This is a genomic window from Azospirillum sp. (genome assembly GCF_050789165.1).
Window position 1 is genome coordinate 59,982 of record NZ_JBOZRT010000010.1, and the last position, 26,887, is coordinate 86,868.

At 71.5% G+C, this 26,887-nt stretch carries 19 protein-coding genes; 12 read left to right on the forward strand and 7 right to left on the reverse strand.

Annotated elements, in window-relative coordinates; genetic code table 11:
* Nucleotides 1–39: 39 nt before the first annotated feature.
* From tssH to ACRWK7_RS01610, 7 genes are all read left to right on the forward strand, one after another.
* On the forward strand, nt 40–2,739 hold the full coding sequence (tssH, locus tag ACRWK7_RS01580) for a type VI secretion system ATPase TssH (protein WP_431854405.1): 2,700 nt from the start codon (nt 40–42) through the stop codon (nt 2,737–2,739).
* Nucleotides 2,736–4,760, forward strand: a complete 2,025-nt coding sequence (locus tag ACRWK7_RS01585) for a type VI secretion system Vgr family protein (protein ID WP_431854406.1) — start codon at nt 2,736–2,738, stop codon at nt 4,758–4,760. Before tssH ends, ACRWK7_RS01585 begins: the two co-directional genes overlap by 4 nt.
* Before the next feature lie 2 nt (nt 4,761–4,762).
* Nucleotides 4,763–5,377, forward strand: a complete 615-nt coding sequence (locus ACRWK7_RS01590; protein ID WP_431854407.1) for a toxin-antitoxin system YwqK family antitoxin — start codon at nt 4,763–4,765, stop codon at nt 5,375–5,377.
* Between the two features lie 15 nt (nt 5,378–5,392).
* Entirely contained in the window at nt 5,393–5,779 is a 387-nt protein-coding gene (locus tag ACRWK7_RS01595; RefSeq protein WP_431854408.1) for a DUF4280 domain-containing protein, read from the forward strand.
* A gap of 72 nt (nt 5,780–5,851) precedes the next feature.
* Complete coding sequence (locus ACRWK7_RS01600; RefSeq protein WP_431854409.1) at nt 5,852–6,535, forward strand: hypothetical protein; 684 nt, start codon at nt 5,852–5,854, stop codon at nt 6,533–6,535.
* A gap of 3 nt (nt 6,536–6,538) precedes the next feature.
* On the forward strand, nt 6,539–7,273 hold the full coding sequence (locus tag ACRWK7_RS01605; protein WP_431854410.1) for an SPOR domain-containing protein: 735 nt from the start codon (nt 6,539–6,541) through the stop codon (nt 7,271–7,273).
* Nucleotides 7,274–7,404: 131 nt separating this feature from the next.
* Nucleotides 7,405–7,827, forward strand: a complete 423-nt coding sequence (locus ACRWK7_RS01610; RefSeq protein ID WP_431854411.1) for a response regulator — start codon at nt 7,405–7,407, stop codon at nt 7,825–7,827.
* A 116-nt stretch (nt 7,828–7,943) separates the two neighbouring features.
* Here ACRWK7_RS01610 and ACRWK7_RS01615 read toward each other — a convergent pair whose 3' ends face one another.
* The 3 genes from ACRWK7_RS01615 to treZ form a co-directional block, all read right to left on the reverse strand.
* Nucleotides 7,944–8,261, reverse strand: coding sequence for a YgaP-like transmembrane domain (locus ACRWK7_RS01615; protein ID WP_431854412.1), 318 nt, complete (start codon nt 8,259–8,261; stop codon nt 7,944–7,946).
* Between the two features lie 65 nt (nt 8,262–8,326).
* On the reverse strand, nt 8,327–8,992 hold the full coding sequence (locus tag ACRWK7_RS01620) for an HAD family hydrolase (RefSeq protein WP_431854413.1): 666 nt from the start codon (nt 8,990–8,992) through the stop codon (nt 8,327–8,329).
* A 122-nt stretch (nt 8,993–9,114) separates the two neighbouring features.
* Complete coding sequence (gene treZ / locus ACRWK7_RS01625; protein ID WP_431854414.1) at nt 9,115–14,646, reverse strand: malto-oligosyltrehalose trehalohydrolase; 5,532 nt, start codon at nt 14,644–14,646, stop codon at nt 9,115–9,117.
* Between the two features lie 208 nt (nt 14,647–14,854).
* Between treZ and ACRWK7_RS01630 the strand changes: the two genes are divergently transcribed.
* Complete coding sequence (locus tag ACRWK7_RS01630; RefSeq protein ID WP_431854415.1) at nt 14,855–16,774, forward strand: diguanylate cyclase; 1,920 nt, start codon at nt 14,855–14,857, stop codon at nt 16,772–16,774.
* A gap of 45 nt (nt 16,775–16,819) precedes the next feature.
* Nucleotides 16,820–19,747 carry a PAS domain S-box protein gene (locus ACRWK7_RS01635; protein ID WP_431854416.1) on the forward strand — a complete coding sequence of 976 codons (2,928 nt, stop codon included), beginning with the start codon at nt 16,820–16,822 and terminating at the stop codon, nt 19,745–19,747.
* Nucleotides 19,748–19,751: 4 nt separating this feature from the next.
* Here the strand turns inward: ACRWK7_RS01635 and ACRWK7_RS01640 are convergent, their stop codons facing one another.
* Together ACRWK7_RS01640 and ACRWK7_RS01645 are read right to left on the reverse strand one after the other, a co-directional pair.
* Nucleotides 19,752–20,267, reverse strand: a complete 516-nt coding sequence (locus ACRWK7_RS01640) for a metallophosphoesterase family protein (RefSeq protein ID WP_431854417.1) — start codon at nt 20,265–20,267, stop codon at nt 19,752–19,754.
* 82 nt (nt 20,268–20,349) lie between these two features.
* A complete protein-coding gene (locus tag ACRWK7_RS01645) occupies nt 20,350–20,592 on the reverse strand; it encodes a DUF4170 domain-containing protein (RefSeq protein ID WP_431854418.1) in 243 nt (80 codons plus the stop codon).
* 238 nt (nt 20,593–20,830) lie between these two features.
* On the opposite strand from ACRWK7_RS01645, the gene ACRWK7_RS01650 reads away from it, so the two are divergent.
* The gene (locus ACRWK7_RS01650; protein WP_431854419.1) at nt 20,831–22,036 is read left to right on the forward strand and encodes a pyridoxal phosphate-dependent aminotransferase; all 1,206 of its coding nucleotides are present in this window, start codon (nt 20,831–20,833) and stop codon (nt 22,034–22,036) included.
* A gap of 439 nt (nt 22,037–22,475) precedes the next feature.
* Entirely contained in the window at nt 22,476–23,216 is a 741-nt protein-coding gene (gene aqpZ, locus ACRWK7_RS01655; RefSeq protein ID WP_431854420.1) for an aquaporin Z, read from the forward strand.
* A gap of 214 nt (nt 23,217–23,430) precedes the next feature.
* Here the strand turns inward: aqpZ and ACRWK7_RS01660 are convergent, their stop codons facing one another.
* Nucleotides 23,431–24,024 carry an O-methyltransferase gene (locus ACRWK7_RS01660; RefSeq protein WP_431854421.1) on the reverse strand — a complete coding sequence of 198 codons (594 nt, stop codon included), beginning with the start codon at nt 24,022–24,024 and terminating at the stop codon, nt 23,431–23,433.
* Between the two features lie 83 nt (nt 24,025–24,107).
* On the opposite strand from ACRWK7_RS01660, the gene ACRWK7_RS01665 reads away from it, so the two are divergent.
* Nucleotides 24,108–24,803: a GntR family transcriptional regulator gene (locus tag ACRWK7_RS01665; protein ID WP_431854422.1), complete on the forward strand. Its 696-nt coding sequence runs from the start codon at nt 24,108–24,110 to the stop codon at nt 24,801–24,803.
* 6 nt (nt 24,804–24,809) lie between these two features.
* On the opposite strand, the gene ACRWK7_RS01670 is transcribed toward ACRWK7_RS01665, so the two are convergent.
* Nucleotides 24,810–26,849: an elongation factor G gene (locus ACRWK7_RS01670; RefSeq protein ID WP_431854423.1), complete on the reverse strand. Its 2,040-nt coding sequence runs from the start codon at nt 26,847–26,849 to the stop codon at nt 24,810–24,812.
* Between the last annotated feature and the right edge of the window lie 38 nt (nt 26,850–26,887).

Consider the following 26,887-nt stretch of genomic DNA (forward strand, 5'->3'; position numbering starts at 1 on the left):
GCCCCGGCCAAAATGTGTGTTTGAAGCCCTGATGCGCCCATGTCCTCCCTGAAGCCCCTCATCGGCAAGCTCAACCCCACCGCCAAGCGCGCGCTGGAGACGGCGGCGCAGCTCTGCCTGACGCAGACGCACTTCGCGGTGGAGGTGCAGCACCTGCTGCTCAAGCTCGCCGGCATGGCGGACAGCGACGTGGCGCGGCTGCTGCGGCACTACGGCGTCGATGCGGGGGTGTTGTCGGCCGATCTCACCCGCGCGCTGGAGAAACTGCCGCGCGGCAACGTGCAGACGCCGGCCTTCTCCGAACACCTGCTGCGCCTGCTGGAGCGCGCCTGGGTGGTGTCCTCGCTGCGGCTTGGCGGTTCCGCCATCCGCTCCGGCGCCATCCTGGCGGCGCTGCTGGAGGACGACGCGCTGCGCGGCATGCTGATTGAAGCGGCGCCGAAGCTCTCCCTCATCCCCCGTGGCAAGCTGTCGGAGGAGTTGGGCGACCTGCTGCGCGGCAGTCCGGAGGACGGCGGCGCGCCCAGTCCGGCGTCCGCGCCCGGCGCGTCTGCTTTGGCCGCCGGTGCCGGGCCGTCGAAGACGCCGGCGCTGGACGCCTACACCATCGACCTCACCGCCCAGGCGCGCGCCGGGACGATCGACCCCATCGTCGGCCGCGACGCCGAGATCCGGCAGGTCGTCGACATCCTGATGCGGCGCCGGCAGAACAACCCGATCCTCACCGGCGACCCCGGCGTCGGCAAGACCGCGGTGGTCGAGGGCTTCGCCCAGCAGGTCGCCGACGGCGCCGTGCCGCCGCCGCTGAGGAACGTCGCGGTGCGCATCCTCGACCTCGGCCTCCTCCAGGCCGGCGCCGGCATCAAGGGCGAGTTCGAGAACCGGCTGAAGCAGGTGATCGACGAGGTGGCGGCCTCGCCCACGCCCGTCATCCTGTTCATCGACGAGGCGCACACCCTGGTCGGCGCCGGCGGCCCGGCGGGGCAGGGCGACGCCGCCAACCTGCTGAAGCCCGCGCTCGCCCGCGGCGAGCTGCGCACCATCGCCGCGACGACCTGGGCCGAGTACAAGCGTTATTTCGAGAAGGACGCGGCGCTGGCCCGCCGCTTCCAGGTGGTCAAGGTCGAGGAGCCGGACGAGCCCACCGCCACCGCCATGCTGCGCGCCCTGGTGCCGAAGCTGGAGGCGCACCACCGCGTCCGCATCCTGGACGAGGCGGTGGCCGACGCCGTGCGCCTGGCCCACCGCTACATCAGCGACCGCCAACTGCCGGACAAGGCCATCGGCGTGCTCGACACCGCGTGCGCGCGGGTGGCGCTGGCGCAGAGCGGCCCGCCGCCGGAGCTGCAGGGGGCGGCCCGCCGCTCCGCCGACCTCACCGCCGAGCTGGCCCTGCTGGCGCGCGAGAGCGCCGCCGGCCGCGACCATACCGAACGCATGGAGCGCCTCGCCGACGAGCGCGCCGCGGTGGACGAGGAGTGCCACCGCCTGGAATCGCGCTGGCGCCAGGAGGCCGAGGTCGTCGCCCGGGTCCGCGACATCGAGGACTCGCTGCCCGCCCGCAACGGCGCCGCCTACCTCCAGGCCCGCGCCGAACTGGATGGCCTGCGCCTGGAGCTGGAGCAGGTGCAGGACGACTCCCCCATGGTGCCGACCGCGGTGGACCACCGCGCGGTGGCCCAGGTGGTCTCGGGCTGGACCGGCATCCCGGTCGGCCGCATGCTGACCGACAACGTGCAAGCGGTGCGCACGCTGCGCGAACGCATGGGCGAGCGGGTGGTCGGGCAGGACGCGGCGCTCGACGCGGTGGCGAAGCGCATCCGCACCTACTTCGCCGGGCTGGGCGAGCCGGGCAAGCCGACCGGCGTGTTCCTGCTTGTCGGCCCGTCCGGCGTCGGCAAGACCGAGACGGCGCTGACGCTGGCCGACCTGCTGTTCGGTGGCGAGCGCAGCCTCGTCACCATCAACATGAGCGAGTACCAGGAGGCGCACTCCGTCTCCGGCCTCAAGGGCGCGCCGCCGGGCTACGTCGGCTTCGGCAAGGGCGGCGTGCTGACCGAGGCGGTGCGGCGCACCCCCTACTGCGTCGTGCTGCTGGACGAGGTGGAGAAGGCCCACCCCGACGTGCTGGAGCTGTTCTATCAGGTGTTCGACAAGGGCACGCTGGAGGACAGCGAGGGCGTGGTGGTGGACTTCAAGAACACCATCATCCTGCTCACCTCCAACCTCGGGACCGACACCATCGCGCGGCTGGCGTCCGAACCGCTGGTGCGACCGCTGACCGCCGCGCCACTGCTCCCCGCCCCGTTGACCGCCGAAAGCATCGCCGAGGCGATCCGGCCGGACCTGGTGCGCCACTTCAAGCCGGCGCTGCTGGGGCGCATGGTGGTGGTGCCCTACCTGCCGCTGGGCGAGGAGCGCATCCGGGACATCGTCCGCCTGAAGCTGACCCGCGTGCAGGTGCGCTTCGCCGAGGCGCACGGGGCGGAGATGACCTACGACGATGCGGTGGTGGCCTTCCTCGCCGACCGCTGCCGGGCGACCGATGCCGGGGCGCGCGCCATCGACCACCTGCTGACCAACACGCTGCTGCCCGAGCTGTCCGGCGGGGTGCTGGAACGGCTGGCCGACGGGCTGCCGGTGGACCTCGTTCATGTCGACATAGACGGGGGCCTCGACGCCTCGGGTGGGCTGCGCTACACCTTCGGCATGCCCGCCCACCGCGTTGCAGGACCATGAGCGACAAGGCGACCACGCAGGACAAGGCCTCGCTGTCGGTCAGCACGCCGCTGGGCAAGGACGCGCTGATCCTCCAGGAGTTCAGCGGCACCGAGTACGTCTCCGGCCTGTTCGAGTTCCAGCTGGTCATGCAGTCGGCGACCGGCGCGCAGGACGTCGACCTGACCCAGCTGGTCGGCCAGCACCTCACCGTCACGCTGACCGGCGACAGCGGCGCCACCCGGATCATCGACGGGATGTGCACGCGGGTGATCCAGACCGCCACCTCCTACGTCGCCGAGCTGCGCCCCTGGCTATGGATGCTGGGCCTCAGCACCGACAACCGCATCTACCAGTCGAAGACCGCCGTGGACATCATCAAGGCGGTGTTCGGCAACCTCGGCTTCAGCGACTTCAAGGACTCGACGACCGCCACCTACACCACGCGCGACTACTGCGTGCAGTACGGCGAGAGCTGCCTGAACTTCGTCCTGCGGCTGATGGAGGACGAGGGCATCTGCTACTTCTTCACCTACGCGGCGGGGAAGCACACGCTGGTGCTGGCCGACGACGCCTCGGCCTTCGCCGACATCTCCGGCACCGCGACCGTGCCGTTCCTGCAGGTGCCGACGGGCAAGGACTGGATCGACGCGCTGCACGTCACCAATTGCTCGCTGGAGCAGGCGGTGACCAGCGGCATGTACCAGGCCGACGACTACAACTTCACCACGCCGTCCACCGGACTGAAGGCCAGCGTCACCGGCACCTCCGGCGCGCCGCAGGTGTACGAGTACCCCGGCAACTACACGACCAAGGACCAGGGCGACGCGATCGGCAAGGTGCGCGTGGCGGAGCTCCAGGCCCAGGCCAAGCGGCTGTCGGGCGGCGGCGTGGTGCGTGCCTTCACCGCGGGGCAGAAATTCACGCTGTCGAAGCACCCGCGCTCCGACCTCAACGCCGCCTGGGTGCTGCACAGCGTCAGCCACCGCGCGACCTTCCGCGAGTATTCCAACAGCTTCACGGCGCTGCCCGCGGCCACCACCTTCCGGCCGCCGCGCGTCACGCCCTGGCCGCGCATCCCCGGCACGCAGACCGCCACCGTCGTCGGCAAGTCGGGGCAGGAGATCTACACCGACCAGTACGGCCGCATCAAAGTGCAGTTCCACTGGGACCAGCAGGGCACCAACGACGAGAACAGCTCGTGCTGGATCCGCGTGGCGCAGGGCTGGGCGGGCAAGAGCTGGGGCGCCTTCTTCCTGCCGCGCATCGGCATGGAGGTGATCGTCAGCTTCCTGGAGGGCAACCCCGACCAGCCGATCGTGACGGGGTGCGTCTACAACGGCACCAACACCGTGCCCTATACCCTGACCGACGACCAGACCAAGAGCACCATCAAGACCAACAGCTCGACCGGCGGCAACGGCTACAACGAGCTTCGCTTCGAGGACAAGGCCGGCAGCGAGGAGGTCTACCTTCAGGCGCAGAAGGACATGACGGTGCTGATCAACAACAGCCGCACCACCACGGTCGATGCCGCCGACGACACCCTCACGCTCAACAAGGGCAACCGCTCGACCACCATCTCCAAGGGCAACGACACGCTCACCATCACCGAGGGCAACCGGACCTACGCGGTGTCCAAGGGCAATGAGACCACTTCGGTCAAGGGCACGCGCGACGTGACGGTGGAGGGGGCGGAGACGCACACCAACAAGGACGCCTTCACCCAGACCGTCACCAAGGACTTCACGCTGAAGGTGGACGGCGACATCACCATCCAGGCCTCGGGCGCCGTGACCATCAAGGCGGGCAAGGGGCTGACGCTGCAATCCACCTCGGACATGAGCCTGACCTCGTCCGCCGGCCTGACCGCCAAGGCCACCAGCGACGCCACCGTGCAGGGCATGAACGCCACGGTGAAGGCCGACACCGGCGCGACGCTCCAGGGCGGCACCACCGTCACCGTCAAGGGCAGCGCCCAGGCCACCATCGACGGCGGCGGCATGACCTCGGTGAAGGGCGGCCTGATCCAGCTGAACTGACCATGGACGGAACCGACACCCCACCCCCGGCCGACCATACCATCGTCGAGGCGCGCGATGGCGACGGGCGGCTGCTGTCCGCCGCCACCGTGGGGCCGGACGGCGTGCCGGACGGGGAGTTCGTCGCCTACGCGCCGGACGGGTCGGTGCAGATGCGGCTGGTCTACAGGGCCGGGGTGCCGGACGGGCCGTCCACCATCTTCCGCGACGGCCGGCCGCAGACCGAGATGAGCTATGCGAACGGCGCGCTGGACGGCGCGATGCGCAGCTACGACCCGGCCGGGCGGCTGCTCACCGTCGTGCGCTGGTCCGCGGGCAAGCGGAACGGCCTGATGGAGTGCTTCACCGTCGACGGCACGCCACTGATGACCGCGGAGTATAAGGACGGCCGGCTCGACGGGCTGGTGATGGAGTACCGCGCCGACGGCTCGCTGCGCCGCCGGGCCTCCTACAAGGCCGACCTGCTGGACGGCGAGGCCGTGGAGTTCCACCCCGGCGGCCAGCCGGCCGAGCGCACCGTCTACCAGGCCGGCGTCGCGGTCGAGGGGCCGGAGCGTTTCGACGATCCCGACGCGCCGGGCAAGAAGGGCTTGGTGGCACGGCTGATGGGGAAGTAGCGGGAGGGCAGGGCGATGGGCATGCTGGTGGTGTCGGGCGCGATGATCCAGTGCAGCTTCGGCGTGGCCCCCGCCACGCTGATGGTGCTGCCGACCAACTGCGTGATGGCCAGCAGCATGCCGGCGGCCAACATCATGGACTACGTGCCCATGCTGAACATCCTGCCCTTCGGCATGTGCCAGAGCATGGCCAACCCCACGGTGGCGGCGGCGACCGCGGCGGCCATGGGGGTGCTGACGCCGATGCCCTGCATCCCGATGACCGCCGCGCCCTGGGCGCCGGGCGTGCCGCAGGTGCTGATCGCCAACATGCCGGCGCTGAACGACGGCTGCAAATGCATGTGCAGCTGGGGCGGCGTCATCAGCATCAACATGGCCGGGCAGGTCCAGACCCAGGCGTGAGGCATCGCGTCCCGGTTGCAGCCGGGGCCGCGGACACGATAAACTGAATCGCACTCCACCGCAGGCCGACGCATGTCCGACCCGCACAAGCGCTTCGCCCCTCCGCCGCCCCACTGGCCTGGCCGCCGGCCGGAACCGGCGGTTCAGGCGAAGCCCGCCCACAGCCCCGTCGCGCAACCGCAGGCCACCTTCGGCGCGCTGCGCACCGGCAAGGCGGAGCGTGGCGGCGCCGGGGACGAGCTGCTGCGCCTCCAGGGCAACCAGTTCGTGCTGAAGACCGCCGACCGCGGTCTGCACGTCAAGCCGAACGGCACCTACAACTTCGTGCGGGTGCAGGGCACCACGCGCAGCGACGCGCACACCTTCGTCTCGCCGCGCAGCGGCCACGCCGGGCTGGCCGGCGGCAAGCCGGTGCTGTACGCCGGCACCGTGCGCTTCGACAGCGGCCGCATCGACTGGTGGAGCAACTACTCCGGCACCTACCAGCCGATCGCCGCCTTCCGCCAGCAGGCGCAGCTGCCCGATGACCATTTCGTGCCGTGGCAGAGGCTGCAGATGGGCGGAGTCGGCCTGCAGCGCGGCATGTTCAACGACCGCCACGCCTCCGCCGCCCCGGCCAAGCCGGAGCGCGCGGAGCCGGCGAAGCCCGCCGCGCCTACCAGAGCCACGGCTCCCGCGAAGGATGAGTCACCCCGCACCCCGGCCGCCAAGCCGTCGGAGAAGACCGCGCCGAAGCCGGCCGACAAGGGGAGCTGAGCGGTGGCGGCGCCGCGCTCTTCTCTGCCGCTGATCCTGGCCGGAACGCTGCTGTTCGGCGTGCTGACCTTCCTGCTCGGCCTGCTGATCGGCGTGAACGTGTCCGTCCCGGCCACCACGCCCGTCGCGCCCGCGGCCACCGCGGCGCCGGCCGCTCCCGCCACCCCTGCCTCCGCCGCACCTGCCTCTGCCGCGCCGGTCCCGCCCCCGGCCGCGCCGGCGGTCCCGGCGCAGGGCGGATCGTCGGCGGGTGGCGGCGCGGCACCCTCCACGGCGGCACCCTCCAGCGCCGCGCCGGCCAAGAGCAGCGCGGCCGAGCCCGCCCCGGCGGTCAAGCCGGTGAAGGTGAAGGGCCTGGGCTACGGCGCCCCGCCCTCGGTCGAGCCTGCCTCGGCGTTGCGTGGCAAACTGTTGCAGGCGGTGGATGCGCCGGCCGCCGACGCGGCGGACACGCCCAAGGACACGCCCAAGGAGGCCGCGAAGGATGCCGGGCCGGCGCTGGTCTATTCGGTGTCGCTCGGCCGCTTCCTGATGGAGGAGAACGCCGACCGCCTGTTCGCCCGGGCGCAGGAGAAGGGCTACCAGCCGATGGTCGTCGTGCCCGACCCGCCGGATGCCAGCGGCTGGCTGACGGTGACGCTGGGGCCGCAGGCGGACGCACTCTCGGCCAACCGCCTCGCCAGCGACGCCATGGCGCAGGGGTTCGAAACCTGGCTGGTGACGTGGCAGGCGCAATAACCCGCCGCCGCGAAGGTTCCCGGTGGTCCATCGGTGGGTGACCCGATGGTATCCCATGGATCCCGATGTTGAATTGAACCGTTGTCTCCCCATGTTGGAGCGGCCTTCGCTCCATACCGGATGAGACCATCGTGAAGCTGTTGATAGTCGAAGACGATCCGCTGGTCGGGCCGGCCATGAAGGCGGTCCTCGAAAAGGCGGGATACACGGTCGTCGGGCCGTTGCGCGATGCATCCAAGGCGATGCGCCTGGCCGAACGCGAGCGCCCCGATCTGGCGCTGGTCGATGTGCTGCTGGCCGGCGGCGAGGACGGCGTGAGCCTCAGCCGGCGCCTGCGCGCCGAGCTGGGCGTGCCGTCGGTGCTGGTGACCGGCTACGACCACCACGCCGAGGAGGTGCGCGACACCGCGCTGGGCTTCCTGCACAAGCCGTTCGCGCCACAGGCGCTGCTCGACGCCGTGGGCGTGGTCGGCGAGATAATGGGCGGTCTGCGCCCCTCCTTCGTGCCGCGCGAGCTGGAGCTGTTTCCGCCCTCGCTGAGCCTGCACGCCTGAGGGAGTGGAGGGGTTGATTTTGCCCCCTCCCTAACCCTCCCCCGCTGCGCGGGAGAGGGAACATAAACTCCCTCCACCGCGCAGCGGGGGAGGGCTGGGGAGGGGGCTATCAAACGTCACATCGCGTGCGTCGCCATCGCCCGGTCGTGCTGCGCCTCGTGCGCGGCCTCGCCGGTGTCGTGGTGATGGGTGATCTGGCCGTGCTCGTCGTAGCCCATGGCGGACTTGATCGGGCAGTGGCCGCTCATGCCGCGGGCGACCAGGGCGCCGCCGGTCAGGCCCATGATGGCGCCGGGCAGGTCGGCGCGGTTGACGCCGGCCGCCGCCATGATCAGGCCCAGCCCGACCGAGGTGACGCGCTCCAGCGTGGACAGGTTGCGCTCGCCGCCGAACACCGTGTCGTAGGTGTCGCGGATCGTGCTCTCGATGGCCATGGCGTGGCTCCCGTGCTGCGTGGTGTGGCCCCCTAGCAACCGCGCCGCCACGGCGAAGGTTCCGTTCACCGTTTGCCCAGCAGGCTCTCGCCGTAATGGGCCAGCAGGTCCTCCGGGTCGTCCCACACCTCGCGGCAGCCGGCGGCGCGCAGGTCCGCCTCGGCGAAGCCGCCGCTCAGCACGCCGACCATCGGGATGCCGGCCTTGACCGCCGCCTCGGCGTCCCACGGCGTGTCGCCGACCACCACCGCCTCTTCCGGCCGGATCCCCAGCTTGTCCAGCGCCGCCTGGAAGATGTCGGGGTGGGGCTTGGACTGGTCGGCGTCCTCCGACGCGGTCTCGGTGTCCACGAGGTCGTCGATGTCGGCGGCCCGCTTGTAGACCGCCAACTCGTCCCCCTTGGCGGAGGAGGCGAGCGCCACCCGCTTGCCGTCGGCCAGGATGCGCTGCACCAGCGCGCGGGTGCGGTGGAAGCCGCGCGCCTCGTGCAGGTACGTGCGCTTGTAGAGGGCGGAGCGGAAGGCATCGATCTCCTCGCCGCGCCGCTCCAGCTCCTCCTTCGGCACGAACACCGGCATCAGCTGGTCGGCGCCCTTGCCGATCTGCGACCGCACGTCCTCGTAGGTGGTCGGGATGCCGAAGTGCTCGAACGTCTCCTGCCAGGCGCGGGCGTGGTTGTCCACCGTGTCCACCAGCGTGCCGTCCACGTCGAAGATCACCGCCTTGAGCATGCGTTTCCTTTCCGTGTTGCCCCCTCCCTGGCCCTCCCCCGCTGTCGCGGGAGAGGGAACTCCGCCGCTCTGCCCCCTCCACCGCGAGAGCGGGGGAGGGCTGGGGAGGGGGCAGGATGGCGTTACTGCCCCGTCGGCGCCGGGCGTGCCGCGGCCATGATGGCGGCCAGCGCGGTGGCGGGACCGTCGTCGGCCAGCTCCTCCAGCGTCAGCGACAGCTTGCGCCGCCAGTTCGGGTGCTGGTCCACCGTGCCCGGCAGGTTGATCTGCTCGCGCTCGTCGGTCAGCTCGTCGAGCTGGACCATGGCGATGGCCGCGTTGCTGCGCGCCAGGAAGGCGTGCACGGCGTTCGCCAAGGTCAGGTCGTAGGGCGATTCCGCGCCGAAGCTCGCCGGCAGCGGCAATCCCGCCGCCCGCACCGCGTCGATCAGCCGGCTGCGCTCCTCGCGCCGCCGGGCGCGCTGCTTGTCGGCCTCGTCGGGCGCGGGGTAGAGGCCCTTGGCGGCCTTCAGCTCGATGTCGTTGCCCTCCCACCAGCCGCGCAGCGTGGCGAGGTCGTGGCTGCCCACCGTGGCCAGCGCCAGGAACGGGTAGCCGTCCGGCCCGACGAAGCCGCCATCGTCCGTCCACTCGAAGAACACCACGCGGTAGCTGAGGATTCCCGCCTCCGTCATGCGCTCGCGGAAGCCGTCCGGCACGGTGCCGAGGTCCTCGCCGACCACCAGGCAATTCTGGCGGCGGCTCTCCAGCGCCAGGATGCCGATCAGGTCGTCCATGGGGTAGGCGACATAGGCGCCGTCCTTGGGCGAACGCCCCTCGGGGATCCAGTAGACGTGCTGGAGGGCCATGGCGTGGTCGATGCGCAGCGCGCCCGCGTGCCGCATGTTGGCGCGCACCAGCTCGATGAAGTCGGCATAGCCCTGCTCGCGCAGCGCCTGTGGGTGGAAGGGCGGCAGGCCCCAGTCCTGGCCGGCCGGGTTGAACAGGTCCGGAGGCGCGCCGACGTGGGCGGCGGAGACCACCACGTCCGGCGAGGCCCAGGTTTCCGCCCCGCCGGCGTCGGCGCCGACCGCGAGGTCGCGGTAGAAGCCCACGGCCATGCCGCGCGCCCTGGCCCGCTCCGCGGCGGCTTCCAGCTGTCCGTCCGCCACCCATTGCAGCCATGCCAGGAAGTCGATGCGTTCGGCGTTCTCCTGCGCGAAGCGCGCGACCGCATCGGAGGCCGGGTCGCGGAACTCCTCCGGCCATTGCGGCCAGCCCTGGCCGTCGAACCGCTCGCGCAGCGCCTGGAAGATGCAGAAGCGTTCCAGGCTCACGCCGCGCTCGCGTCGGAACGCCTCGAAGGCGAGGCGGCGCGGAGCGGGGGCGTCGGTCCGGAAGGCGCGGAACAGCGTCTCCAGCAGCGGCAGCTTCAACCCGGCCGCCGCGTCGTAGTCCACCATGTCGCTGTCGCGCGCCTCGGTGCGCGCCGCCAGGAAGTCGTCCGACGCGATGCGCTCGCGCACGTCGGCGCAGCCGACCAGCTCGGGCAGGGCGGTGACGTCGATGTAGAGCGGGTTGAGGAACAGCCGGCTGGCCGGGGAGTAGGGGCTGCACTGCTCCGGCGCGTCGAGGAACAGCGCGTGCAGCGGGTTGAGCCCGATGACCGAGGCGCCGCGGCTGGCCGCCATCTCGGCGAGGCTGGCGAGGTCGCCGAAGTCGCCGATCCCCCAGTCGGCGGCCGAGCGCACCGCGTACAGCTGCGCCGACAGGCCCCACACCGGCGTGCCCATCTCGATGGGCGCCGGCAGGTGACAGCGGTCGGGCACGCCGATGACCGTGGTCGTCGCCGTCTGCGTCCCGGCCTCGACGCTCAGCGTGTGGTAGCCGAGCGGCAGCCCGTCGCCGAGGTCCAGGCGGCGCACCTCCACCGCGTGGCCGTCCAGGTCCGCCGCCCGCTCCAGCGGCAGGTCGGCGAACAGGACGTCGCCGCTCCGCTCGCCGCCGTCCTCCAGCGTCAGCGTCCAGCGCAGCTCCGTGGTTCCGGCGGGCAGCGCCAGCGGCACCGCGAAGGGCTGCCGGTCGGTGCGCAGCACCGCCACCGGCGGCAGCGCGCGGGCCAGCTCGGTCCGGTCGATCTCGGCCAGCCGCGCCTGGGCGGCGGACTCGTCCGGCGCGTCCACGCCCATGGCGGCCAGCAGCGCCCGCACCGTGTCCGGCGACGCGCGCACCGTCTCGCCCGCGGCGTTGGTGTAGAACGTCTCGATGCCCATGCGCCCGGCCAGCCGGTCGAGCGCGGTCGGCTCCTCGATCGACCAGATCACCGACCACGCGGACAGCGCGCCGTCGCGCACCCCATCGCCCTCGGTCCAGAGAAGACGGCCCGGCGGTTCGGCCAGGCCGGGCACCGGCGTGCCGGAGAGGTTGGCGCGCAGGTGCAGCGTGCTGCCGTCGCCGAGCCGCCAGCGCACCGACAGGCCGCCACGCCCGACGACCTCGTAGGCGCCGGTGCCGCCGGGCATGTTCGCCAGCCGCGGCGTGACCTCGACGCTGCGCAAGGTCAGCAACAGGCGGACCCAGGCCAGCCAGTCGGCGTGCGGCGGGCGGTTGCGCAGGCTCCAGTCCAGCACGGCGCTGCGCACCGTCTCCTCGGCGATGGGGTCGGGGATGCGGTCGCGGGAGCCCGGGTCCTGGAACTCCGGGAACTTGGCGAACTCGGCCCGCCGGCCCTCGCGCACCGCGTCGGCGAGGTCGCCGCCGAAGTCGGCGAAGAAGGGGAAGGGCTGGGGCGCCGCCCACTCCTCGCCCATGAACAGCATGGGAATCTGCGGCCCCAGCAGATAGATGGCGGTGGCGGCGCGCACCGCGGCGTGCGGGGCGATGGCGCCGATGCGCTCGCCGAACGCGCGGTTGCCGATCTGGTCGTGGTTCTGCAGGAAGCTGACGAACGACGTCGCCGGCAGGTGCGCCGAGGGCTCGCCGCGCGGCTCGCCCTCGCGGTAGGCGGACGGGTCGCCCTGGAAGGCGAATCCCTCCGCCAGCGCGCGCGCCCACTTCTCCGGATCGTCGGCGTAGTCGGCGTAATAGCCGCCGGCCTCTCCGCTCGCCGCGGCGTGCAGCCCATGGTGCAGGTCGTCGTTCCACTGCGCGGTGTACCAGCGCGGCGTCGTGGCGGTTTGCTCCAGGAAGCGGGACGCGTTGTCGTCGTTCTCCAGCACCAGGTGCACGTGCCGCTTGCCGCCGGTCAGCCCGGCGACGCGCTCGGCCAGCTCCTCCAGGAACGGTTTGTCGCTGTCGTCGGGGATGGCGTGCACGGCGTCGAAGCGCAGGCCGTCCAGGTGGAACTCCTCGATCCAGTACAGCGCGTTGTGGATGAAGAAGTCGCGCACGGTGGCGCTGTCCGGCCCGTCCACGTTGATCGCGGCGCCCCAGGGGGTGTGATGGCGCTCAGTGAAGAAGGCGGCGGCGTAGGCGTTGAGGTAGTTCCCCTCCGGCCCGAAATGGTTGTAGACGACGTCGAGGAAGACCATGAGGCCGTGCGCGTGCGCCGCGTCGACCAGCGCCTTCAGGTCCTCCGGCCGGCCGTAGGCGCTGTCCGGCGCGTAGGGCAGCACGCCGTCGTAGCCCCAGTTCCAGCGGCCCGGGAAGTCGGAGACCGGCATCAGTTCGATGGCGGTGACGCCCAGCTCGGCCAGATGGTCCAGCTTGCCGATGGCGGCGCGGAAGGTGCCCTCCGGCGTGAAGGTGCCGACGTGCAGCTCGTACAGCACCGTCTCGTGCCAGGGGCGGCCGTGCCAGTCGGTGTCCTGCCAGCGGTGCGTGGCCGGGTCGATGACCTCGCTGGGACCATGCACGTCCTCCGGCTGCCAGCGGGACGCCGGGTCGGGGATCCGCAGCCCGTCCGGCAGCACGAAGCGGTACCGGGTGCCGGCCTGCGCCTGCGCGGTGGTCCACTCGAACCAGCCCGCCCCCTGGCGGAGCATCGGCAGCAGCTCAGCGGCAGTGTCGAGCCACAGCGACACCGACTCCACCCCCGGCGCCCACAGCCGGAAGCGCACGGTGCCGTCGCCCAGCACCTCGGCGCCGAAGGGCATCGGGTGGCGGCGCACCTCGCCCAGCTGCTCGGCCGCCCGGGTGCCGACGTGGTCGGCGACCTCCGGCCCCGCGTCGGCGCCGAGGATGCCGAGCACCCCGCCCAGCGGGATCGGCAGCCAGTCCGGCCGGTTCGCCAGCTCGTAGCCGACCTCGTACAGCGCCTTTTCCAGCAGGAACAGCTTCAGCAGGCCGGCGGCGGCCTCGCCGTCGGCCGGGAAGCTCGGGCAGTCGCCGATGGCCGCTCGGTAGCCGTCGATGAAGGCGCCGCCGGCCTCCGCCTCCCACCACGCCAGCCACGAGTCGCGCGCCGCCCGCGCCGGTTCGTCGAGGTCGCCGGGCAGGCCGCGGCGCGCCGTGGCCGCGGCGTAGGCGATGGAGCGCAGCATGCCGGCCGCGTCGCGCAGCGGGCTGTGCTTGCCGCGCCGCTCGGCCAGCGGGCGCATCGGCTCGCCCTCGAAGTCGATGATGAAGACGTCGTCCCCGGAGACGAGCACCTGTCCCAGGTGGAAGTCGCCGTGCAGTCGGGTGCGCTGCAGGCCGCTCGCCTTCGGCAGCAGCGTGTCGATCTGGGCGAGCAGCGCCGGCTCGCAGGCCAGCAGCGTGCGCGCCTGGGCGGCCAGCGCGCCGTCCAACAGCGGCAGCGCGCCGCGCAGCGCGTCCAGCGCGTGGTGCGCCATGCGCCGCACGTCCTCCGCCCAGGAGGCCAGCACCGGGTCGTCCGCCGGCTCCGCCCGGAACGCCGGGTCGTCGGTGGGGGCGGCGAAGGCGCGGTGCAGCTCGGCGGTGCGCTGGCCGAGGCGGTGCATCAGGGCGAACAGCGCGCGGTCGGACTCGGCGTCGGAGTCGTCGAAGCGGCGCAGCCGGTCGGCGAGACGGCCGGTGACGTGCGCCCAGGCGTCCGCGGCGTCGGGCACCAGCGCCTGCAGCACGGCGGCGGCCATGCTGGCCTCCTCCCCCGCCGCCACCTCGACCCAGCCGAGCAGCGGCGGCGTGTTGGCATAGCCCGCCACTTCGGTCAGGAAGCGGCCGACCTCCAACTCCGGGTGGGTGCCGGCCTCCAGCTTGCGGAAGCCCTTGAGGATCGCCGCGTCGCCGATGCGGATCGAGGTGTTGGACTGCTCCGCCCCTGGTCGGTGCAACGGCCCGTCGAGCGCCACGCCCGCCAGCGCCGCCGTCCGGCCGAATCGCAGCCGGCCGTCGCTCCCGCCATCGCGGACGCCGTCCAGCAGCGCCCGCACCACCCGGTCGTCGCCGAAGCCGTCGCGCACGGTTCCGCCCCACGGCCCGTCGCCCGGCCCGGCGATCCGGAACGAATCGCCGGCGACCTCGCCCCGTTCCACCACCAGCGGCAGCAGATAGAGCTGCGGCGGCCGGTTCGGCGGCTGGACGCGCAGGATGCAGAGCTGGGCACCGCCCAGCGGGACCGCGTCCACCACCTGCACGCGCGGCCGGCCGGCGCCCTTGGCGGCGTACCAGCGGCGGGCGGCGATGTAGTCGGGAAGGACCTCGTCCTCCAGGTGGCGCAGCGCGTCGGCGGGGAGGGCAGCGGGCTGGGCGTTGGGGCTGGTGGCGGCGGGCACGGGGCCGTCTCCTCTGTATGCGGCGTGGCGTTGCGACCAACAACGTTCCCGGGCGTTCCTCACGCTCGCCACTGCCCTTCTGGCGTGCACATCCCCGGTTGGGGATCGTCCGAAGGTGTGGCATCCCCCGCGCCCATGAAGATTTCTGGCCCCATTCCGCCGCTGAAGGTGGTAGAAGCGGAGCCAGCGAGAAGGGGCGGAGATCCCCATGGGGGGTTGGGAAGCGAGCACGGCCGGCAACGCCGGAGGCGGCGTCCGCTGGGCGGATCGGCCGCGCGTGGTGCTGTGCGCCAGCCTTCTGGCCGCCGCCGCCTACCTGGGGCTGGGCGTCGTCACCGACCTGTTCTTCCGGCAGTACGGCTTCTTTCCGGCCCCGCTGTGGCCGGCCGCCAGCCTGTCCGTCGCCGCCGCCATGCTGCTGGGCTGGAAGGCGGTGCCGGGTCTGGCGCTCGGCGCGTTCCTCTCCAACCTCGTGGTGTTCGAGGCGACCTGGGCAGAGGCGGCGGGAATCGCCGCCGGCAACGCCTTGGGCCCGGTGCTCGGCGTGCGGCTGGCGCAGCGGCTCGGCGGACCGCTGACGCGACTGCCGGGGTTGCGGCCGGTGGCGTCCTTCGCGCTCGGCGCGGTCGGCGTGCACGCCGCGGTGAGCGCCGGCTGCGGGGCGGCGGTGCTGGTCATCGCCGGCGTGGTGCCGGGCGATCTCGCGGTGCCGGTGTTCGTGCGCTGGTGGCTGTCGGATGCCGGCGGCGCGCTGGTGCTGGCGCCGTCGGCGCTGCTGTGGGGACTCGACCGCGGCTTCGGCGCGGCGACGCGCGGCCGGCTGGCGGAGCTGGTGCTGGTTGCGGCGGCGACGCTGGCCGGCGGGATGGTGCTGTTCATCGGCACGCGCTTCGACGACCCGGCCAACGCGGCGCTGCCGTTCCTGCTGCTGGTGCCGCTGGCGTGGATGGCCATGCGCTTCTTGCTGCGCGACACCTACACCCAGTTCAGCGCGCTGGTGCTGCTGATGGTCGGCGGCACCGTCATGGGCTACGGCCCGTTCGCCGCGCCCGGCATCGACAAGCCGATGCTGTACGTCGGCGTCTTCATCGTCACCGGGGCGCTGACCGTGCTGTCCTGCGGCGCCCAGGCCAACGACCGCCGCCGGGCCGAGCGCAACCTGCGCCGCATGGTCGACACGCTTGAGCAGACGGTGGCCGAGCGCACCGCCGCGCTGAAGGAGAGCGAGGGGCAGCTGCGGCTGGTGCTGGAGGACGCGCCGGTGCCGCTGTTCGTCAGCAGCCTGCGCACGCACCGCCTGCTGTTCGTCAACAGCCGGGCCGAACGCCTGCTCGAATCGTCGCGCGAGCGGCTGATCGGCGTCTACGCGCCCACCTACTGGAGCCAGCCGGAGGTGCGCGCGCGGCTGATCGAGGCGGTGGCCCGCAACGGCCACGCCCGCGATGTGGAGGCGGAGTTCCGCCGCGGCGAGGACACGCTGGTGGTGCTGCTGTCGGCGGCGCGCACGGTGTTCGACGGCGAGCCGGCCGTGGTCCTCGGCATCAACGACATCACCGAGCGCAAGCGGCTGGAGGCGGAACTGCAGCGCCTCGCCGTCATGGACGGCCTGACCGAGCTGCCGAACCGCCGCCACTTCCTGGAGCGGCTGGAGGCCGAGGCGGAGCGTGCCCGGCGCTACGGCCGGCCGCTCAGCGTCGCCATGGTCGACCTCGACCACTTCAAGGCGATCAACGACAGCCACGGCCACGCCGCCGGCGACGCGGCGCTGCGCGGATTCGCCGAACTGGCGCGCGACGCGCTGCGCGCCTCCGACGTGATCGGCCGCATGGGCGGCGAGGAGTTCGCCATCGTGCTGCCGGAAACCGGGCTCGAGTCCGCCGTGCCGGTGATGGAGCGGCTGCGGGACCTGGTCGCCGCGCACCAGGTGCGCGGGGAGGGCTGCGCCTTCGGCTTCACCGTCAGCGCCGGCATCGCCGAGCTGCGCCCGGAGGACGACCTGTCGCGCCTGCTCAGCCGCGCCGACCGTGCGCTCTACGCCGCAAAGCGGCGGGGCCGCAACCGCGTGGTGCGGGAGGGCGAGGCGGACGAGGATGATCCCAGTCGCTCGGAGATATCCTGTTCGGCATAAAGTGGTTGAGGGTTTGTTAGGGTTTTCCACTATCCTGTCGGCCGCATGCGTCCCCTTACCATCCTCTTCTGGGTCTCCCTCTTGCTGCCGCCGGCGGTCGCCGGCGCCATCGCGTGGCGTTCCTACGAGCAGACGCTGGAGCGCGCCTCGGCGGAAGGGGTGCAGATGGTGTCCATCCTGCGCGAGCACGCCATGCGCGTGTTCGAGGTGCAGGAGCAGGTCATCGCCCAGATCGACGCCCACATCGCCGGCCTGTCGTGGGACGAGATCGAGGCCTCGCAGCCGATCCACGCCCGGCTGAAGGCGCTGGCCGATGCCTCGCCGCACATCGACGGGCTGTGGCTGGTCCGGCCGGAGGGGCGGACGGCGGCCAGCGCCGACTTCTACCCGATGCCGTTCTCGCCGGTGGCGGAGCGCGAGTACTTCCAGGTGCTGAAGGAGCGCGACGTCACTCATCTCGGCCGGATGATCCAGGGCCGGCTGAAGGGCAACCTGAACTTCAACCTCAGCCGGCGGCGCACGCCGCCCCCCGGCAGCCCGGCCGGCACCTTCGACGGGGTGATCCTGGTCACCACCTCCATCGACTTCTTCGCCGGGTTCTGGCGCGGCGTTCTGGGCGAGCAGGCGCCGCACGTCGTCGGCATCCTGCGCACCGACGGCGAGATCCTGGCGCGCTACCCGACGCTGACGGCGCCGCCGCCGCGCATCCCCGCCGACTCCCCCTTCTACGCGCTGGTTGCGGCCGGACGGGACACCGGCCAGTACAGCTTCCGCTCGCTCAGCGACGGGCGCGAGCGGATCTATTTCCAGGCGCGGCTGGGCGGCTACCCGGCCTACGTCACGGTCGGCCTCGACCGCGCCGCGGTGATGGAGCCGTGGCGGCGCAGCGTGCTGGTGGTGGCGGCGCTGGCCGCGGCGACGGCGCTGCTGCTCGCCGCCGTGGTGCAGGTCGCCCGCCGGCGCGAGGACCGCCTGCACGCCGAGGTGCTGCGCCGCCGCTACGCCGAGTCCACCCTGGTCGCCAAGGAGGAGCATCTGGAGGCCCTGCAGCGCGCCGAGGCGGCGCTGCGCGCCAGCGAGGAGCGCTTCCGCTCGGTCTACGAGCAGGCGGCGGTGGGCATCGAGCGCCTCGACCTCGACGGCCGCATCGTCGATGCCAACGAGACGCTGTGCGCCATCCTCGGCTACTCCCGGGCCGAGCTGGTCGGCCGCAGCTTCGAGGAGATCACCGATCCCGTTGACCTGCCGGGCGAGCGCGAGCCGCTGCGCCGGCTGCTGGCCGGCGAGGTGGGCCGCTACGCCTTCGAGAAGCGGTACATCCGCAAGGACGGCAGCCGGGTGTGGGTGCGCGTCACCTCGTCGCTGGTGCGCGGCGGCGAGGAGGGCGACACCCGCCTCAACATTGTCGAGGACGTGTCGCGCCGGCAGGCGGTGGAGACCGCGCTGCGCAACAGCGAGGAGCGTTTCCGCCGGCTGTTCGAGGCCGCCCCCTTCGGCGTCATGATGGTCGAGCCGGGCACGCTGCGCCTGGTCGCCTTCAACGACCAGACGCCGCGCATCCTCGGCTACAGCCGCGCCGAGTTCGCCCGCCTGACCGTCGCCGACATCGAGGTCGGGAACACCCGCGAGCAGATCGTGCAGGCGCAGAGCGACCTGATCGCGTCGGGCGCCCGCGCCGCCCACGAGACGCGGCTGAAGGCCAAGGACGGGGCGATGCGCGACGTCATCGTCTCGGTCCTGCCGGTGGAGATCGACGGCAAGGCCTACATCTATTCCGGCATCGTCGACATCACCGACCGCAAGCGGATCGAGCGCGAGCTGGCCGAGGCCAAGGAGGCGGCGGAGCAGGCCAACCTCGCCAAGTCGAAGTTCCTCGCCGCCGCCAGCCACGACCTGCGCCAGCCGCTCCAATCCCTGTTCCTGTTCGCCCACGTGCTGGAGGCGCAGGTCGCCGGCAGCGAGAAGGCGCTGGGCACGCTGGGCGCGCTGCACAAGGGACTGGAGGCGATGAAGGGGCTGCTGGACAGCCTGCTCGACGTCTCGCGGCTCGACGCCGGCTCGGTCACCGCGGACGTCCGCAGCGTGCAGGTGGCCGACCTGCTCGACGCGCTCGACACCGCCTACGCCCGCATCGCCGCCAACAAGGCGCTGGGCTGGAGCGTGGAGCCGTGCGACGCGGTGGTCCACACCGACCCGACGCTGCTGGCGCAACTGCTGCGCAACTTCGTCGAGAACGCCATCCGCTACACCCCGCGCGGCGGCGTGCGGGTCACGTGCCATCGGATTGCGAAGGATGGGGCCGGCGACGACCGCCTCGCCATCGAGGTGCACGACACTGGCATCGGCATCCCGGCCGAGCACATGGCCAGCATCTGGGAGGAGTTCCACCAGGTCGGCAACCCCGAGCGCGACCGCGAGAAGGGCCTCGGCCTCGGACTCGCCATCGTGCGGCGGCTGTCGGAACTCCTGGGGCACCCGGTGACGGCGCGTTCGGAGCCGGGCAAGGGCTCGGTCTTCGCGGTGGAGGTGCCGCTCGACCCCGACGGCGCGCCGCCGGCGCTCGCCGCGGCGCGGTCGGCCCCCGGTCCGGGCGCGGAGTCGCGGCTGGTGGTGGTGGTCGAGGACGACTCCATCGTGCTGACGGCGCTGGAGGCCCTGCTGACCGAATGGGGCTACGAGGTGCTGACCGCCAGCTCGGGCGCCGAGGCGATGGAGCGCATCCGCGCCGACGGCCGGCTGCCCGACGTGCTGGTCAGCGACTACCGTCTGCGCGCCGGCGAAGTGGGCACCCAGGCGATCCGCCTGATCCGCCAGACCTGCGGCCACCCCATCCCCGGCGTGCTGCTGACCGGCGAGACGGCGGGCGCCGCGCTGCGCGACGCGGCGGCCGAAGGGCTGCTGGTGGTGCACAAGCCGGTGCTGCCCACCGAGCTGGACGACGCGCTGCGCCAGCAGATGCTGGCCGGGGCGTGAGCCCTCACGCGGTCGCGGCCTTGCGCCGCCGCGGCGCGGCCAGCTCGGCCAGCCGCACCGGGCGGAAGTTCCAGACATCGACGCCGGCGTCGATCTGCCGGGGCATCGGTTTGAGCGCGCCGTGGCTGTGGCCGTGCAGGTTGAGGGCGCCCTTGTACATGCCGTTCCAGGTGCGGAACGGGTAGTGGCAGAGCACGAGGTGGGTGTCCTCGACGCGGATCTCGGCGTAGTGCCCGACGCTGGCCCAGCCGGGCAGGGCAAGGGTGGGCGGGCCGTCGTTGTTGCCGGCGATCAGGTGCTTGGTGCCGTTGAGGCGGTCGAGCAGCGCCGCCATGGCATCCGGCTTGGTGCGCAGCGCGAAGTCGCCGAGGTGCCAGACCTCGTCGTCGGGGGAGACGGCGGCGTTCCAGGCCGCCACCATGGCCTCGTCCATCGCCGCCACCGAGGCGAAGGGCCGCCGGAAGCGGCCGAGCGCGCCGGCGTGGCCGAAATGCGTGTCGCTGGTGAAGAAGACCGCCACGGTCGTCCTCCGCTGCTGCCGGGGGAGAGCCTTGCCCCTCCCTCAACACCCGCGCCGGACGACCGGATCGCTTGGCAGCCGATCAGTGATGATGATCGTGGTCCTTGTTGGCCGGATCGAGGAAGCGGTGCAGGTGCACGATGAAATAGCGCATGTGGGCGTCGTCGATGGTGGCGCCGGTGGCGCCGCGCCACGCCTTCTGGGCCTCGTCGTAGTTCGGGAAGATGCCGACGATGTGGAGCTTCTTCGGGTCGACGAATTCCTGGACGTCGGGGCGCACGAGTTCGCCGCCGAACACGAGGTGGAGCAACTGCTTGTCGGGCATGACTGACGCTTCCTTGTCGCTGAGCGGTTTATTGGCGGGCTGGGCCGCTGATTCGCCCCCGTCTTAGCCGTGCCAACCCCGGTCTTCAAGTCCAATGATCGCGCGCGCGGACGATCGGGGTTTTCCCGCTTCCCGCAAAAGCCGCCCCACGCCCTTGCTTCCATCCGAGGTCGGTCGTATTGTCGCGAGCCGTTTTTCCCGGCCGCATTGTCCACCATCGATCCTTAGGGGCAGACCCATGTCGATCCTCGCCTCCCGCCTGTCGCGCATCAAGCCTTCGCCGACCATCGCCGTGACCAACAAAGCCCGCGAGCTGAAGGCGGCCGGCCGCGACGTGATCGGGCTGGGCGCCGGCGAGCCGGACTTCGACACGCCGGACACCATCAAGGACGCCGCCATCAAGGCCATCCAGGCCGGCGACACCAAGTACACCGCCGTGGACGGCACGCCCGCGCTGAAGAAGGCGATCTGCGCCAAGTTCGAGCGCGAGAACGGCCTGAAGTACACGGCCGACCAGATCACCGTCGGCACCGGCGGCAAGCAGGTGCTGTACAACGCCCTGATGGCGACGCTGAACCCCGGCGACGAGGTGATCATCCCGGCGCCGTACTGGGTGTCGTACCCCGACATGGTCGAGCTGGCCGAGGGCACGCCGGTCACCGTCTCCTGCCCGGCCGAGCAGGGCTTCAAGCTGCAGGCCGCCGACCTGGAGAAGGCGATCACGCCGAAGACCAAGTGGCTGATCCTGAACTCGCCGTCCAACCCGTCGGGCGCCGCCTACACCTGGGACGAGATGAAGGCGCTGACCGACGTGCTGGTGAAGCACCCGCACGTCTGGATCATGTCCGACGACATGTACGAGCACCTGCTGTACGACGGCCTCAAGTTCTGCACCCCGGCGCAGGTCGAGCCGTCGCTGTACGACCGCACCCTGACGGTGAACGGCGTGTCGAAGAGCTACGCCATGACCGGCTGGCGCATCGGCTACGCCGGTGGTCCGAAGGAGCTGATCAAGGCCATCGGCGTGATCCAGAGCCAGTCCACCTCGAACCCGTCGTCGGTCAGCCAGGCCGCCGCGGTCGAGGCGCTGAACGGCCCGCAGGACTTCATCAAGGAGCGCGCCGAGGCCTTCCGCCAGCGCCGCGACCTGGTGGTGTCGATGCTGAACCAGGCCAAGGGCATCAAGTGCCCGACGCCGGAGGGCGCGTTCTACGTCTACCCGTCCTGCGCCGGCACCATCGGCAAGACGACGCCGGACGGCACGGTGATCAAGACCGACGAGGACTTCGTCACCGCGCTGCTGGAGACCGAGGGCGTGGCGGTGGTTCAGGGCTCGGCCTTCGGCCTGGCCCCGCACTTCCGCATCTCCTACGCCACCAGCACGGCCGAGCTGGAGGAAGCCTGCGTGCGCATCCAGCGCTTCTGCGGCAACCTGAAGGACTGAGACTGACCGGGCCGAGGGGGCGGGCGACCGCCCCCTCGTGTGCCCCATGGTGCACCGTTGTGCGCCCCCGCCGGCTGCGCAGCGGCGGTGTTCCACGTGCGGGCGGTCGCGCGGCACCTTTGCCGAAGCCGTACAAAGCGGGCTTTTCGGCGGCAGCGGAGCATCCCCCACGAGGCGCTTCGTGGTGCGATGGGGCGCTGACGATACAAATAGCTTTACGCCATCCCCGCCTTCACGGGGGGTACGGGAAATTCCCTGAAGCGGTCGGCGTTCTTGCACCGCAATATGTGTGCATGCCGTAAACGATGCGCCGGACGGGGGACTGTCCCTCTGCTCCGCCATCTCCCTCCAAGGCGTGCGCTCCGTCCCCTCCCGTTCGGGTCTACTCTCGGTGCATCGGCAAGCGCGGGCTCACCGGCATCGGGAACGGGAGGCAGGCATGGGCATGGTTCGACGGACGTCGGCCGAGTTCCTTGGGACGTTCTGGCTGGTCTTCGGCGGTTGTGGCAGCGCGGTGCTCGCGGCGGCCTTTCCGCAGGTCGGCATCGGGCTGCTCGGCGTCTCCCTGGCGTTCGGGCTCACCGTCCTGACCATGGCCTATTCCATCGGGCACATCTCCGGCTGCCACCTCAACCCGGCGGTGACCGTCGGGCTGTGGGCCGGCGGGCGGTTCCCGGCCAAGGACATCCTGCCCTACGTGGTCGCCCAGGTCGTGGGCGCCTTCGCCGCCGCGCTGGTGCTCTACGTCGTCGCCACCGGCAAGGCGGACTACAGCCTGGCGACGAACGGGCTCGCCGCGAACGGCTATGGGTCGCATTCGCCGGGCCAATACGCGGTCTCCTCCGGCTTTCTGATCGAGGTCGTGCTGACCTTCTTCTTCGTCCTCGTCATCCTCGGCTCGACCGACCGGCGCGCCCCGGCGGGGTTTGCTCCCCTCGCCATCGGGCTGGCCCTGGCCTTGATCCACCTGATCAGCATCCCGGTCACCAACACCTCCGTGAACCCGGCGCGCAGCACCGGCCCGGCGCTGGTGGTGGGTGGCTGGGCCCTGCAACAGCTCTGGATGTTCTGGATCGCGCCGCTGATCGGCGGCATGGCGGGCGGGTTGGCCTACCGGGCGTTGGCCGAGGAGATGCCGGAGAAGCCTGCCATCACCGGCGAAGCGCGGCCGTCCACCTGATCGTGGTCACCGGGCGCTGCCGCGCCGTTGTCGCAACACTCCCTGCCGTCAAACGTTATTCTGGGCGAGGCAACGACCCGGAAGGCGTACCGAATGCGGCAGTTCGATCCCGACAGCAACCCGATGACCGAGGAGGACTACGGCATCGTCCTCGGCCTGTTCATCGGCGTTTATCTGGGGCTGCTTCTCGTGTCCGCCCTTTCATAGGCCCGCTCTACGCCCGGTTCGCCACGTGCAATCCCTTGCCCAGCGCGAACACCGTCGTCGCGAATCCGGGAAGCGCCTCGACGGCGGCGATGTAGCCGGCGATCTCCTCCGGGTGCGACAACGCGTTGTCGGCGAGCAGCAGGCAGTCCGATTCCAGCTTCGGCAGCAGCAGGCGGAGCTGGTCCGGGGCGCTCCAGCGGTCGGCGTCGAAAAACACGCAGTCGAACGGGCCGGGCAGGCCGGCCACCGTCTCCGTGGCGTCGCCGTGCAGCAGGCGCACGCGGTCGATGAGTCCGGCGCGCTCCAGGTTGGCGCGAGCCTGGGCGAGCTTGTCGGCGTCGCGCTCGACGCTGACCAGCGGCTCGGGCGCGCCGGTGGCCTGGAGGGCGGCGGCCAGCCAGATGGTGCTGATGCCGTTGGAGGTGCCGATCTCCAGCACGCGCCGGCGCCGGCCGGTGCGGACCAGCACGTGCAGCAGCTCGGCGGTGTCGCGTTCCAGGTTCAGCATCTTGCGGGAGCGGTCGGCTTCGCGCGCGTCGTTCTCGGCGCCGAAGCGTTCCAGGTCGCGCAGCACGCGCTCGGCGGCGGCATCCAACAGCATCCTTCGGGTTCCCTTCACATGGTCCGGGCTCGACTGTGCGCCGGTGACATGTTACCGTCAAGATTAACATGACAGATACCGCCATGACCACGGACGCCCGATCGCACCGCCCCAGCCTGGGGGAGGAAGCGTATGTTGCCCTGCGCCGCCTGCTGCTGGAGGGCGACCGCTATGCCCCGGGCGACAAGGTTCCCGTCGTGGAACTGGCGCGCGAACTGGGGGTCAGCCGGTCGCCCATGTGGGACGCCATCGCGCGGCTGGAGGCGGAAGGGCTGGTCGAGGTGGCGCCGCGGCACGGCGTTTTCCTGGTGCGCTTCGACGCCCGGCGTCTGGCCGAGATCTACGAGACGCGCGAGGCGCTGGAGGGCATGGCGGCGCGGTTGGCGGCGGAACGCGCCGGGTTGGCCGACGTGGCGGCGCTGGAACGGTCGCTGGCCGAGCAGCGGGACTGCCTGGACCGCGCGGACGCCACCGCCTACGCCGACGCGGCGCTGGCCTTCCATCAGGCGGTGCTGCGCATCGCCGACAACGCGACCATCGCGCGGCTGCTGGAGGCGCTGTACGCCCAGACGCGGGCGATGTGCCGGGGGATGCCGACCACGCCCGGCGAGCTGGCGGTGCGGCGTGACGATCACGCGCATCTGGTCGCCGCGATCCGCGCCCGCGACCCCGACCGCGCGGAACAGGTTGCGCGGGTGCATGTGCGAGGGTTGGCGGCGGGGGCGGGGAGGGCGTCGCCCCCACCTGACCTCCCCCGCCGGAGGCGGGGGAGGGAGTGATCCGACTTACGCGTGCGCCAGCGCGGCCTTCCGCTGCTCGACGGCCTTGTCGGCCATCTTGCCGGTCAGCTCCTGCAGGCGTTCGAACGTCCAGGTGAAGGTGCCGACGCCGAGCGACAGCGAGCGCAGCTCGACGATCAGGTCGTGGATCTCCGCCTGCGGCATGTAGGCCTTCACCTCGTCCCAGCCCTGCCAGCCGGGCCGGGCGTCGAAGCCGAGGATCTGGCCGCGCCGGCCGCTGACCAGGCGCTGCACCTTCGGCGTGAACTCGCTGGGCACGGCGATGCAGACCTGCAGGATCGGCTCCAGCAGCACCGGCTCGCAGGACGGCAGCGCCTCCTGCATGGCCTGCCGGGCCACCGTCTTGAACGCCATTTCCGAGCTGTCCACCGCGTGGTACTGGCCGCCGGTCAGGCTGACCGCGAAGTCCACCACCGGGAAGCCCAGCGGCCCCTGCACGGTGTATTCGCGGATGCCGGCCTCCACCGCCGGGATGAAGTTGCGCGGCACCACGCCGCCGACGATGGCGTCCTTGAAGGAAAAGCCGGAGCCGCGCGGCTGCGGGCTGACCTGGATGACGATGTCGGCGAACTGGCCGTGGCCGCCGGTCTGCCGCTTGAAGCGGGCGTGGTGCTCCGGCACCCCCTTGCGGATCGTCTCCTTGTAGGGGACCTGCGGCGGCTTGCCTTTGACCGGCACGTTGTACTTGCTGCGCAGCCGGTCCATGGTGATCTGCAGGTGGATGTCGCCGTGGCCCCAGATCACCATCTCGCCGGTGTCGTGGGACTGCTCGAACCTCAGCGACGGGTCCTCCTCGATCAGCTTCTGGATGGCGCCGGTCAGCTTCACCTCGTCGTTGCGGTTCTCGGCGTTGACGGCGAGGCCGTACACCGGCGACGGCACCTCCGGCCAGTTGGCGGGCGCGCCGTCGTTGCCCTTGTCGGTCAGGATGTCGCCGGCCTTCACCTTCTCAAGCCGGCCAAGCGCCACCACCTCGCCGGCCGCGGCCTGCGTCAGCTTCTGCTGGTCGTGGCCCATCATGTGGTAGACGCCGGACACGCGCTCGCCGCCCAGCGTCATGCCGTCGGTCACCGTGCCGCGCCAGACGCGGGCGAAGCTCAGCTTGCCGGCGTGCGCGGCGTTGAGGTTCTTGAACACCTGCGCCACCACCACGCCTTCGGGGACCAGCCGGTGCTCGGCGGTGCTGGTCACCTCCGGCCCCTCGTGGCGCAGCGCCTTCAGCAGGCGGCGGATGCCGCCGTCGTTCTCGGCCGAGCCGAGGAAGACCGGCACGATCAGGTCCTCGGCGAGATCCTTGGCGAAGTCCTCGTAGACCTTGCCGGGGTCGGGCCGGACGTCCTCCAGCAACTGTTCGAGCAGGCCGTCGTCGAAGTCGGCCAGAGCCTCCAGCATCTCCTGCCGGGCCTCGGACTCGCGCTCCTTGACGGAGTCCGGCATCTGCACGAGGTCGGAGGGCTTGTGCGGGTTGAAGTGGTAGGCGCGCTCGCTGACCAGATCGACGTAGCCGGCGATCTTGTCGCCCTCGCGGAACGGCACCTCGCGCAGCACCAGCGGGCGCGAGGAGACGGCCTGATAGGCCTGCACCACGTCGCGGATGCGCAGGTCGCCCAGCGTATCCACCTTGTTGATGAACAGGATGTGCGGGATCTGGTTGTCGTCGAGGAACTTGAACAGCGGCGCCAGCAGCACGGCGCGCTCGGCCGACGGCTCGGCCACGATCACCGCCACGTCGCAGGCCATCAGCGCGCACTGCGTCTCGTAGGTCAGCTCGACGGAACCGGGGCAGTCGAGGAAGTGCCAGCGTTCGCCCAGGTACTCGGCGTGGGCGAGGTTCACCTCGACGCTCATCTGGCGGGCCTTGGCTTCCGGCGCGCTGTCGCCGACCGCGTTGCCGTCCCGTACGCTGCCCTTGCGGGTGACGGCGCCGGTGGCGAACAACAGGCTCTCCAGCAGGGTCGTCTTGCCGCTCAGGTACGGACCGACCAGCGCAGCGCAGCGCGCCGTCGATACTTGTGAATGGGGCATGCACACCTCCCGGTGGTCTTTTCTTCGATACGCCTGCG

Excerpts from the sequence above, each read along its gene's own strand:
- tssH (WP_431854405.1), top strand. The coding sequence starts at position 40 with ATGTCCTCCCTGAAGCCCCTCATCGGCAAGCTCAACCCCACCGCCAAG.
- ACRWK7_RS01585 (WP_431854406.1), top strand. The coding sequence starts at position 2,736 with ATGAGCGACAAGGCGACCACGCAGGACAAGGCCTCGCTGTCGGTCAGC.
- ACRWK7_RS01590 (WP_431854407.1), top strand. The coding sequence starts at position 4,763 with ATGGACGGAACCGACACCCCACCCCCGGCCGACCATACCATCGTCGAG.
- ACRWK7_RS01595 (WP_431854408.1), top strand. The coding sequence starts at position 5,393 with ATGGGCATGCTGGTGGTGTCGGGCGCGATGATCCAGTGCAGCTTCGGC.
- ACRWK7_RS01600 (WP_431854409.1), top strand. The coding sequence starts at position 5,852 with ATGTCCGACCCGCACAAGCGCTTCGCCCCTCCGCCGCCCCACTGGCCT.
- ACRWK7_RS01615 (WP_431854412.1), bottom strand. The coding sequence starts at position 8,261 with ATGGCCATCGAGAGCACGATCCGCGACACCTACGACACGGTGTTCGGC.
- ACRWK7_RS01620 (WP_431854413.1), bottom strand. The coding sequence starts at position 8,992 with ATGCTCAAGGCGGTGATCTTCGACGTGGACGGCACGCTGGTGGACACG.
- ACRWK7_RS01630 (WP_431854415.1), top strand. The coding sequence starts at position 14,855 with ATGGGGGGTTGGGAAGCGAGCACGGCCGGCAACGCCGGAGGCGGCGTC.
- ACRWK7_RS01635 (WP_431854416.1), top strand. The coding sequence starts at position 16,820 with ATGCGTCCCCTTACCATCCTCTTCTGGGTCTCCCTCTTGCTGCCGCCG.
- ACRWK7_RS01645 (WP_431854418.1), bottom strand. The coding sequence starts at position 20,592 with ATGCCCGACAAGCAGTTGCTCCACCTCGTGTTCGGCGGCGAACTCGTG.
- ACRWK7_RS01650 (WP_431854419.1), top strand. The coding sequence starts at position 20,831 with ATGTCGATCCTCGCCTCCCGCCTGTCGCGCATCAAGCCTTCGCCGACC.
- aqpZ (WP_431854420.1), top strand. The coding sequence starts at position 22,476 with ATGGGCATGGTTCGACGGACGTCGGCCGAGTTCCTTGGGACGTTCTGG.
- ACRWK7_RS01660 (WP_431854421.1), bottom strand. The coding sequence starts at position 24,024 with ATGCTGTTGGATGCCGCCGCCGAGCGCGTGCTGCGCGACCTGGAACGC.
- ACRWK7_RS01665 (WP_431854422.1), top strand. The coding sequence starts at position 24,108 with ATGACCACGGACGCCCGATCGCACCGCCCCAGCCTGGGGGAGGAAGCG.
- ACRWK7_RS01670 (WP_431854423.1), bottom strand. The coding sequence starts at position 26,849 with ATGCCCCATTCACAAGTATCGACGGCGCGCTGCGCTGCGCTGGTCGGT.